9 protein-coding genes and 2 pseudogenes are annotated in these 10,744 nt (G+C 51.2%); 5 read left to right on the top strand and 6 right to left on the bottom strand.

The features are described from left to right. Positions 1 to 39 precede the first annotated feature (39 nt). Entirely contained in the window at positions 40 to 978 is a 939-nt protein-coding gene (locus PMI30_RS0129405; RefSeq protein WP_008006191.1) for a hypothetical protein, read from the top strand. 916 nt (positions 979 to 1,894) lie between these two features. Next, the gene (locus PMI30_RS25650; RefSeq protein WP_008006188.1) at positions 1,895 to 2,527 is read left to right on the top strand and encodes a LysE family translocator; all 633 of its coding nucleotides are present in this window, start codon (positions 1,895 to 1,897) and stop codon (positions 2,525 to 2,527) included. Positions 2,528 to 2,609: 82 nt separating this feature from the next. On the opposite strand, the gene PMI30_RS25655 is transcribed toward PMI30_RS25650, so the two are convergent. From PMI30_RS25655 to PMI30_RS25670, 4 genes are all read right to left on the bottom strand, one after another. Beyond that, positions 2,610 to 3,866, bottom strand: a complete 1,257-nt coding sequence (locus PMI30_RS25655; RefSeq protein WP_008006186.1) for an aminotransferase-like domain-containing protein — start codon at positions 3,864 to 3,866, stop codon at positions 2,610 to 2,612. 63 nt (positions 3,867 to 3,929) lie between these two features. Beyond that, positions 3,930 to 5,084 (bottom strand): trans-sulfuration enzyme family protein, encoded by a 1,155-nt coding sequence (locus tag PMI30_RS25660; protein ID WP_008006185.1) that lies wholly within the window; start codon positions 5,082 to 5,084, stop codon positions 3,930 to 3,932. Beyond that, positions 5,081 to 6,565 (bottom strand): AmmeMemoRadiSam system radical SAM enzyme, encoded by a 1,485-nt coding sequence (gene amrS / locus PMI30_RS25665; RefSeq protein WP_007896262.1) that lies wholly within the window; start codon positions 6,563 to 6,565, stop codon positions 5,081 to 5,083. Before amrS ends, PMI30_RS25660 begins: the two co-directional genes overlap by 4 nt. Before the next feature lie 99 nt (positions 6,566 to 6,664). After that, positions 6,665 to 7,384 carry a YczE/YyaS/YitT family protein gene (locus PMI30_RS25670; RefSeq protein WP_008006183.1) on the bottom strand — a complete coding sequence of 240 codons (720 nt, stop codon included), beginning with the start codon at positions 7,382 to 7,384 and terminating at the stop codon, positions 6,665 to 6,667. A 198-nt stretch (positions 7,385 to 7,582) separates the two neighbouring features. Here PMI30_RS25670 and PMI30_RS25675 point away from each other — a divergent pair, with 198 nt between their 5' ends. Continuing rightward, on the top strand, positions 7,583 to 8,014 hold the full coding sequence (locus tag PMI30_RS25675; protein WP_008006181.1) for an Lrp/AsnC family transcriptional regulator: 432 nt from the start codon (positions 7,583 to 7,585) through the stop codon (positions 8,012 to 8,014). Positions 8,015 to 8,099: 85 nt separating this feature from the next. Here the strand turns inward: PMI30_RS25675 and PMI30_RS32035 are convergent. Continuing rightward, a pseudogene (locus PMI30_RS32035) lies at positions 8,100 to 8,215 on the bottom strand (copper amine oxidase); the annotation flags it as partial. A gap of 22 nt (positions 8,216 to 8,237) precedes the next feature. On the opposite strand from PMI30_RS32035, the pseudogene PMI30_RS31480 reads away from it, so the two are divergent. Next, a pseudogene (locus PMI30_RS31480) lies at positions 8,238 to 8,336 on the top strand (homoprotocatechuate degradation operon regulator HpaR); the annotation flags it as partial. Between the two features lie 137 nt (positions 8,337 to 8,473). Here PMI30_RS31480 and PMI30_RS25680 read toward each other — a convergent pair. Further along, positions 8,474 to 9,355, bottom strand: coding sequence for a LysR family transcriptional regulator (locus tag PMI30_RS25680; protein ID WP_008006175.1), 882 nt, complete (start codon positions 9,353 to 9,355; stop codon positions 8,474 to 8,476). Between the two features lie 125 nt (positions 9,356 to 9,480). On the opposite strand from PMI30_RS25680, the gene PMI30_RS25685 reads away from it, so the two are divergent. After that, a complete protein-coding gene (locus PMI30_RS25685) occupies positions 9,481 to 10,671 on the top strand; it encodes a serine hydrolase domain-containing protein (protein ID WP_007896257.1) in 1,191 nt (396 codons plus the stop codon). Positions 10,672 to 10,744: the final 73 nt, after the last annotated feature.

Raw genomic sequence — 10,744 nt, 5'->3', positions numbered from 1 at the left:
ACGCAACATGCGGATCACCCATGAAAGGAAGGATCGAAAATGGAAACTTCGGACACTGTATTTGGAGTGGTATACAGCCCGACATGGACGACATGGTCTCCACCATATTCCAACTCCGGGGCACAAGCGCAGTTCTCTGATTCCGACTTCTTTAACGACAGTTTCCAGGCGCTTTGGAATACCGGGCAGGACACAAGCGGCAACGCCTACCGAAACGATATCGGAGTGATCGGCAGCTTCGGCTTTAACTTGGTTCGCCTCTATGACTGGGGCGCAACACGCGGCTGGAACGGAACGTATGGCACCGCGCATATCAACTTTCTGGACTATGCGCATCAAAGTGGCGTAAAGGTTGTGGTGCCCATATCCAATTATTTCCTGTCTGACGACACTTATGCGTGGAACGGTAATGACCCTGACGCCTCGTACAGCTTCGACAGCGCGCCGTCCGACATACAGAGCGCACTGAAGCAATTTGTCAGTAGCGTGGTGGTCAGCGGCGATATCCATCCGGCCGTCCATAGTTTCTCCGTTGGCAACGAGATCGATATCAATACGTTTGTCGGTCAGGGAAGCAGTGGGGCGGTTGGTCCGGGATCACGCCTGGCCAGGGTGATATGGTGGATCGTTAACCTGCAGCTGCAGATCAGTGCCGCCAAATATCGCTACGTGTTACTGACCAGCCCCATCTCGAACGCAGACCAGGGCGACCCATCGTCGGGTAATCCGCCGTTGAGCTACTGGTTTCAGGCTTTCCTCAAGGGTGTGACGACTAACACTAATCTGCCGGAGGGCACCACTGGCGGCGATGGCGCGACTTTCTCGGGCACCTGGGCCGGCATCGGCGATATCATCGGTTATAACAACCTCTGGTACTTCAACAGCGTCAATATCTATCAAGTCGGGGAGGGCTTGACCACGACGTTGGGGCAATACGACAGCTGGTCCAGTAACGCGACGACGAACAGCCTGAACTGACCCGGTCAGCAATTCAGCGTTCCCCTGCTGCTCAGTGAAATAGGGGTAACGCGGTCGGACAATGGAGCAAGCGGGCAGCAAGCACAGTTCACCACGGTCACCCTGGACATCGTACAGACCATTGTGAGTTATCTTGCCACCAATACCGGTAGCTACCTGATGGGCTTCTGTCTCTATGAGTTCAGCGACGAGGTGACTCTGAGTGCCAATTGGGGACTCTACATGGTAGAGCCGACGACTTACCCCAGTGGTAACGTGTTATTTAGCGATATGACCGGCGAGACGGCCGTCAGTTACGGAGAGTTTCCTAGCGTTAGCTATGCCGTGGACCAGCTTTTTCCTGTGCAAGATACATCGGGTACCACTCTGATGGCGGCGCTTCAGAGCATCATTACCTAAACCAAATGATAAGACACGATGACACCAACGATTAAGCAGACCCTGGTTGAATTTATAGAACGCTGGATGCAGATCACGTCATCATCCTGAATGGCTTCGTTAGCAGGACCAGCAAATCATTCACTCGGTGATTCGGACATGGAAAAGTACGATTCGATAGTCAGTATCCGTCTTGGCTCTCAACCCTCAAGGTCAACTCCATCAGGGCTGCCTCTAAGGCCAGCTGACGGGCAAACTCTCGCAATCGATAGATCGGTTTCGTCTCTGAAGCATTGGCTGGTGCTGGTCTTCGGATCAGCATCCGCCAGCCACTTCAAGTGTCCATCGGACGGACTTCCAGTGCCGGATAGGTATCGAGAGTATCCGGTGCCCAGGACACCGCTGCACCTTAGTAATGAAGGAAAAACAAGAATACTTCGTGCAAAATTGTCGGAAAAGCCTGTGTGAAGATTAATAATTAATTCATAAAAAAGTGCACTTCCCCTAACCTTTCAGTATCAATTACGGAGGTGCATCTATGTTGATTTTCGTTAAGTCAATGGTCATTGGGCTTTGTATTGCAGCCCCTGTGGGGCCCATTGGGCTGTTGTGCATACAGAGGAGCCTTATGCTGGGATGGAGAGCAGGTTTCGCGACAGGATTGGGGGCGGCTACAGCTGATTCGATCTATGGATTTGTCGGTGCGCTGGGGATTACAGCTATCATAGCGACGCTCATTAGCTTCAAACCATGGTTGTGTATTTTCGGGGGAGTGTTCCTCGCGTACATTGGTTATCAAACAATAAGATCGAAAGGGAGCACAACAGCCCTGGCGGGTGAGCGAGCCAACATGTTCAAAGCCTACTCGACTACACTGTTTTTGACACTGTCAAACCCAATGACCATCTTGTCGTTTATTGCGATATTTGCCGCCATGAGTGACGGCATGGTCAATGATCAAAGCAGTCAGCACTCAGTGTTGCCTATGGTGATCGGTATATTTCTAGGCTCGGCTGTCTGGTGGCTGGGGTTGAGCGGATTCTCCTCCATATTCAAGACCCGGATCTCCCAATCAAAGCTTAGGTTGATCAACTATTTTTCCGGGTCAACCATAAGCATCCTGGGTGCCTATCAGGTAGCCACTGGCGTTATGCTTGCCACAGGTACCTGAGCGGAAAGTCATACAAGGCTTGTTTCTCATTGACTGATCAACACGCCTTGGCATCAATCCCCAAGGCCCACGGGAGGATGCTTTACTGCATTCTAAATTCAATGTACGCCCTGAGGCGGCCTATCGCTTGTTGGATTTCTGATTCTGTCGCATTACTAAACGACAATCTGACCTGAGTAACAGCCTCATTCGTCAGTGAAAACAAGGAAGTGGGAAATACAATAACCTTGAAATTCCTGGCGCACTCGCACATTTCAGAATATTCAAAGGTGAAAGGCAACTGTACATTGATGAAAAAACCACCTGTCGGATGGTTCCAGGTGACAGTTCTTCGAGAATTATCCTTGAACGGGAATTCACGTTCAAGGCATTCAATCATGCAGTTTCTTTTTTTCGTGTAAGACAACACTCTTGGTTGGTTCAGGTTTTTTAAAGAGTAATTGTTCTCTATCAACAAACCTCCGACAACCGCTTGACACAGGGCAGGTGTATTGACCGTGATCAAGCTTTTGGCTTTGCATAATCTACTGCTAAAGGACATCACCCCGGCGCCCTCCGGAGCGACTAGATAGCCCATACGCAATCCCGGAAAAATCGACTTTGCAAAAGAGCCAAGAAGGAACACTCGACTACTGTCGATCGACTTCATCGAAGGGATTTTATCTCCCTCGTACCTGAAGTAGCTGTAGGCATTGTCCTCCAGGATTAAAAAGTCAATTTCATTGGCCAAGGAGAGCATAGCCTTCCTGTCTTCATAGGAAAGGCTGTCAGCAGTAGGGTTACTAAAATCTGAAATCGCGTACAGCGCTTTTATCTTTTCCCCCCTGGACTCCAGCTCCTTGGCGACCTTACGCAGGGCAGAGGGATCGAGGAAGGTGTCCATGGGGACGGGTACAATTTTTATTCTTAATAATTTCGCAATACCGGTTATCCCGGAAAACACAGGGTCAGGCACTAATAAAACACCGCCCCCTTCAAAAATGGCTAACAGTGTCAAGGTGGCAGCTTCTTGAAACCCCATACACACGACAATACTTTCAGGGGTGAAAATTTTTATCCCTTCATCCACCTGCAAATATTTGGCGATTATCTCATTGATAATCCCGGCGGTTTTTCCATATTGGCAAAGGAGTGTCGCAAGTGAATGTTCCGTATCGGCGATGTATCGTGCATAGCTGGCCAGCCCCTTATCGATGAGGGCGTGGTCGCATTGCTCATCATCAGGTCGACCGGAAGCCAGAGAAATAGCCTCTGGATTTTCATTGGAAATGGAGTTTAGAAGATGGATAACGTTCAGAGTAGGGTCTTCGAATATCGTTTTTTCGAATGCAATGGACAATTTCGCTTCTCCATAAAAAAAGCAACGAGCCGTTGAAAGCTCGTTGCTCATGATTAACATCAACTACGCAGGTTTAAGTGCACGTTCTCGATTCGCCATGTTTTCCATGTTTTCCATGGTTTCGAATGCTTGAAGCAGATCCTCTTTAAGATCCTCAAGGGCTTCTAAACCAAAACACAATCGAACCAAACCCTTTTCAATCCCCATGTCCGCTTTTTCCTGCTCAGTCATTGAGGCATGGCTCCCACTAAAGGGTTGAGCAACCATCGACGTGACACATGCCATTCCCGTGCCCGTTCCAAACCATTTGAGGGCGCTGGTGAAGATTTTGTAAAAGGGAACCAGATCGGGCCGAATATCAACAAACACAATGCCACCATATCCGGTCAGTTGTTTGCCATCGACTCGCGGATAATAAACATGCTCAATAAAGGGCAGTTCCTGCAGGTAGTTGAGCATGCTGGAGGTAGTGTTACTGTGTTTCTCCATGCGTAGGTTAAACGTCTGCATGCTTCTGCGAAGCAACCATGCGCTATAAGGGGCTAATATTGAGCCTGAATAAAAACGACCTTCGAGCAGGCGCTTATAAATCATTTCACTGTTGATAAGCACCAGGCCGCCCATGACATCGCTGTGCCCGGAGAAATACTTCGTTGCACTGTACAGAGAAATGTCGGCGCCAAAGTTTAGAGGTTTTTGAAAGATCGGAGTGGCCCAAGTGTTATCAACGACTACCAGGGCCTGTGGGTTGTTTTGCTTAACCGCCCTGCTGACCGCATGAATATCAATATCTTTCAGGAAGGGATTGGTCGGCGTTTCGAAAATGACCATATCCACGTTCGATGGCAACGCTTCCAACCCACTTTCTGTGGTGAGATCCAGAATCGTAAGTTGCGCACCGATACGTGCAGCATATCGCTGAAACAGTTTATAAGAACAGCCATAGATGTATTTGTTGATCACCAGCGACCCACCCGGTTTCAGCAGCTCCAAAACCATGTAGATGGCACTCATTCCGGTGCTGTAGGCCAAGGCGTATTCGCTGCCTTCCAAGGAAGCGACAACCTGTTCCAGCTCAGTCACGTTGGGATTGGCTTTTCTCGAGTAGAAGAACGCCGAGTCAGCGCTAAAAGCGCTGCACTGATAAATAGGCGTCACAGATGGATGGGCCTCTCGGTCATCGACCTTGATATGGAGTATTTCAGTAGACACATTCATGACTTGTTGACCAGTTTGATAATCTGCTCATACATGTTCTGTTTGCCTTCATAACCAATTGTCGGCGTGATGTCATTTTGCGAAATACCAATCTCTTCAATCGACTCGGTTGGGAAGTGAGCCCTGTCGAATACTTCATGAAGATTTGAGTTAACTCCCTTGGGAAGCCAGACCTCAGGGCCTGATTCATCAATTCGCGCCTTGGCGACAATGAATCGATAGCTTTCGTACGGCCGCAATGTCAGTGATTTCCAATCACTGTTAAGCCCATCGGTATAATTGCGCCGCAGGTAGACGGTCTGTTCAAAGCCTTCAGTATTCAGTACTTGGGCATGCAGCGATACGATATCCCCATGCCACTCGAACTTTCGCTTCTCGTAAGCGGTCAACGCATCCTCTTGCAGTTCAACAGGAATGTTCACTTTGTGTTCGCCAAGTAACTTGAAATGTGCATCGTGCCCACACTGAGTACAGCAACCATTGCTATCCAGTCCGATGATGTCAGCATTCAAACCGTAGCGGGTAACGAGTAGAGCGTTACAGTTATTGCAACTGGTATTGGTGCCCTCGACATCATTCACGTTTCCCAGATAAACATGCTCAACCCCCATGCTCCGAGCGATGTCTCGAGCCTTCAGGAGTCTGTCCACGGGGGTCCGGATGCTATTACTCATTTTATAATCGGGGTGAAACCTTACAAAGTGGAGCGGTACATTCGGGCCCAGTTCATCCAATACCCACTGGCTAATCTTCCTGGCGGTATCCTCATCGTCACTGATGTCGGTCACCATCAAAGTGCTGACTTCAACATATTTACCCGCATCGTATACTTTCTTGATGCCGGCCAGAACGGGCTCTACCCAGCCTGTTGTGACTTTTCGGTAGTATTCAGGGGAAATGGATTTTAGCGAAATGGAGAATATATCAATGACCGGCAATAGTTCATCAATGGCTTCTTCACTGATAAAAAATGCAGATTTATATAAGTTGATCAACCCCGCTTCCTTTGCCAGCTTTGCCGTGTCGAGGATGAACTCATGCCAGACAACAGGGTCGTTATAAGTCCAGGAGATGACGCGTATACCATGCTTTAGTGCAGTTTCCACCACCTGTTCAGGGGTATAGTAGTACACGTCTTTGTCTGTCACATATTTGGCCTGGGAGGTCTTCCAGTTGTGACAGTAGCCGCAGTTAAGCATGCAGCCGATATTGCCTAAGGAAAGGATTCGCTCTCCGGGAGCAAAGTGGAATACCGCCTCGGTTTCGATTGTCTCTTCGGTACTGTGAACGCCTTTACCATAATTCAATGTAACTAACCGACCCCCTCTGTTTCCGCGCACCTTGCAAAAACCTACCTTGCCTTCCTGGATGACACAGTTTCGAGGGGAAAGATGACACTTTACACTACCGTCAGGAAGTATTTCTTCCAGCTTTGCGGGCATGCTTTCCAAGGTCCAGTTTTTATTTTTTGTATTTTCCATTACTCACTCCTCATCTCGGAAGTTACTGTCAACATCACCGGTTAAAATAGTCGAGGCAAAATAATCCCACAGCCACGGTGGCCGCAATCCCTCTCGTCGTTATGGGTAGGCAGAAGAAGCGTTGGTTAATCCATAATTCTTAAGTGAAAAGCGCCTGGCATTTATATTCATGAATGGTTGTATGAGAGGGCCTATGACCAACAAAAATGCAATCGTTCCCACACCGAACGGCCCACCTAAAAGCCACCCGGTCGAAAAGATTCCAACTTCAATGATCATTTTAGCCTTGGTGAATGACCACGCCCATTTGGAAACCATGGTAAGCACCACAAGGTCCATGATTCTGATACCAATACCGCTCATGATGATCAGTGCGGATGAATAAGCACACACGATCAGTCCCATCGCTAATATCGTGTACTCATCCACTCTGACAATCAAATACTCTCCAAGCCCCAGCACAGACCAGAGGTCTATTAGCAGGCCGGTAAGCGTAGTTGTAATAAAGGGACTTATCGGAGGGTATTTCTTGTTCCACAGCATCCACCACAGCAGAAAGAATATAGCAACGATGCCCGAACAAACACCCATTCCGAGCATGAGTATTTTATTGATTGAAATGATCAGGACATCTAAAGGATCAGTTCCCAGTCGACTGACTATGAAAAACTTGGCACCGACCGAGAACAGGGTGACGCCAGCCAGATACATGAACACCTGATCCATCTTGAAGTTGCGAAAACCTAGGACTTCCGTTCCAATATACTTGGTGAATGATGGACAGGACTTTTTTGCACACTTTATTTTTTCATCTTCCATGCGAACACCATCCCTGAAGGAAATTTTTTATTATGCGGTGCGTAACGCTAAAGATTAGGGCTATTGATTTCCCTGATTCTTTTTAGGCTTTGTCGGGCTGTAAATAGACTAGCACTGCGCTTTATTTTGGTGCATTATTTTTTAATGAAAAACACATGCTTTTCATTAAAATTTATACTTTTTACTGGGGAAACGTACATGGATCGTATAGACACAAAAATCCTGGGAAAGGTGCAGGACTGTGGTCGCATTTCCATCACAGAGCTGTCCAGGCACGCGGGTCTTTCTATTCCCGCCACCACTGATCGGCTGCGAAAACTCGAAGACTCCGGGGTCATCAAGGGCTATAGCGCTCAGTTAGATCCAACCAAGCTAGGGTTTGGCATATCTGCTGTCGTCGGCATCACCACCCTCAAGCCGGCGAAATCCAAATTGATAGCGACGCTCAACGACATACCCGAAGTCGTTGAGTGTCTACACATCACTGGTAACGACTCCTACCTGATCAGGATCTATGCCAAGTCAATGGCCGATATCGAGAATGTCATTGCGAGGATCAACGCGTACGGTGAAACACGTACAAGCATTGTTTTGTCAGTCCCTATCGAGAGAAGAACGCTTACCCCTTGAGTTGCGCGACATCCTCTGACTATCTATTTTTTGCCAAGTAGAAGGACCTGCATCCGCCATTCCAGCCCAACGAATAGGCTTCGGCCATGTAGTCGTAGTTGCCGACGGTGCTGATCCAGCGCACCACCAGATCGCGACGCTCAGTGCTGAGGTTGGGCTGGCCCATCTCCTGGTGTTTGTATCCGGGCCGGCGTAGCGTTCGACCTATTTTTCCGCGTGAACCATCCTGACCCCCAGACCGTCCCTTATGCTCACCTTGTTGCAGGCCCGCGAGGCGGCCATGGCATTTTTCCGGCCGTTGCTCAATGAACATGATCTGACTGGACGCTGATGATTTCGCGGCTGGCGACGTGGCTTACGCGGGAGTTGATGCCGGCAGCCTGATGGTTGCTTCTGCGGCTGGATGTAGAAAGCACTCGGTAGCACGGTTTGGATTTGCCAATGCAAATCAGCCTGGTCTCAAATACCCCCATCACAAACAAAATCAATAAACGCTCGCAACTTCGGCGTCAGGTAGCGGCTTGACGGCCATACCACCTGGATGTCCAGCGTGCGCAGCACTTGATCGGGCAGTATCGACACCAGCTCTCCGGCCGCCAGTGCCTGGCGCACCGCAAACTCCGGGACGCAGGCAAGGCCCAGTCCTTGGCGGGCCATGTGGATCAGCATTTCAAGGTTATTGCAGACCATCGTGGCCGGTACTTTCAACTCGCTGCCTTCGGCAAGCCCCGACAGTGGCCATTTTTCCAGTTTGCCCGTGGAGGGCAGTTTGTAATGCAGGCAGTGGTGTTCCTGCAGTTGCTCGACATTCTGCGGGTAGCCGTGGTTCGCAAAGTAACTGGGGGCGCCAACGAGGTAGAAGCCGAAGCTGTCGAGTTTCCTGGCCATTAACCGCGAGTCGTGCAACTGGCCGGTGCGCACCACGGCGTCGAAACCTTCCTCGACCACATCCACCAGCCGATCGGTGAAGTCCAGTTCCAGCTGGATTTGCGGATAGTGCTGCATGAATCGCGAGAGCTGCATGAACAGGACGTCGCCCAGCAGCGGCAGGCTGATGCGCAGTTTTCCTCGTGGTGTCTCGCTGGAGCTGGAGAGTTCCTGCTCGGCGGCTTCCAGTTCGTTGAGCACCCGGCGGCAGCGCTCCAGAAACAACGAGCCTTCGCTGGTCAGGTTGATGCTGCGGGTATTGCGATGGAACAGGCGTGCGCCGAGTTTCTCTTCCATGCGCGCGATGCTCTTGCCCACCGCCGAGGCGGAGATCCCCAACAAGCGGCCGGCCCCAACAAAACTGAGGCTTTCGGCGACCTGCACGAACACCGTGATGCCATTGAGCTTATCCAACACTCACTCCTTTGATTGCGGACAAAAAGGTCCGTGGACCTCGGAATTGTAACCTCTGTTTCCCGACAACGGCCGGCTCTACCATCGAGACATCGAGTCATTCATTCAACTATTCAGGTCCGCCAATGTCAGTCAACGAACCGCTTCGCCCATTACAGTCTCTACGCTCGTTTGCACCCGTCCAGCTCGCTTCGCGCATCGACACGGTGCTGGAGCAGACCCTGCACGATCAGCGCCTGGTGGGCGCGGTGGTGCTGGTGGCTCACCGCGGCAAGCTCATTTACCAGCGCGCGGCCGGGTTGGCCGACCGTGAGGCGCAGTTACCGATGCGCGAGGATGCCTTGTTTCGGCTGTCTTCGGTATCCAAGCCGATCGTTTCGGTGGCGGCACTGGCACTGATCGGCCAGGGCAAACTCAACCTGGATGACGATATCACCCGCTGGTTGCCTTACTTCAAGCCAACGCTGAGCGACGGCCAGCCGGCGACGATCACGGTGCGCCAGTTGCTGAGCCATACCGCCGGCTTCACATATGGTTTTCTGGAAAGCGATCAAGGTGGCCCTTATCGCGATGCCGGTGTGTCCGATGGCATGGAGCGCAGCAACCTGACGCTGGAAGAAAACCTGCGCCGCCTGAGCCACGCGCCCTTGCTGTACAAACCGGGCAGCTCGTGGGGCTACTCGATTGCGACCGATGTGCTGGGCGGCGTGATCGCAGCGGTCACCGGTACTTCGCTGGCCGCCGCTATCGACACACTGATTGCCAAGCCACTGGGCTTGGGCGATGTCGGTTTCGGCGTGTCTGACGCCAGCCGCCTGAGCCCGGCATACCTGAATGATCAGCCACAACCGCGGCGCATGAAAGAACTGGAAGTGGTTCCGGTTTTTGAAGGCACTGCCGGCATCAAGCTGGAGCCGGGCCGAGCCCTCGATCCACAGGCTTTCAACTCTGGTGGTTCAGGCTTGATCGGCAGCGCCGGAGAATTCCTCCAGTTGCTCGAAACCCTGCGCAAAGGTGGCGCGCCGTTGTTGCCTAAAGCGCTGGTCGAGGAAATGACCAGCAACCAGACCGGCGAGCTTGAACTGGAAAACTGGCCCGGTCGCGGCTTCGGTCTGGGCTTTACCGTGCTCAAGGACCCGGCCGCCGCACAGACAGCCGAATCGGTCGGCAGCTGGCGGTTGGGCGGTGCCTACGGACACTCCTGGTTTGTCGACCCGGTCGAACAATTGACGGTCGTCGCCTTCACCAATACTGCTTTCGAAGGCATGTTCGGGCAGTTCACCGTTGACCTTTGCAACGCCGTTTACGGGGAATGACCTTCGCGCCGGTCCCTGCCCGGGGACCGGCCGCAAGCACAAGAAAAGCGGTTCTCCCAGCGTTCCGCCACTA

This window comes from Pseudomonas sp. GM50 (assembly GCF_000282375.1).
Classification (GTDB): Bacteria; Pseudomonadota; Gammaproteobacteria; order Pseudomonadales; family Pseudomonadaceae; genus Aquipseudomonas.
This window is presented reverse-complemented; position numbering and strand designations above follow the sequence as displayed.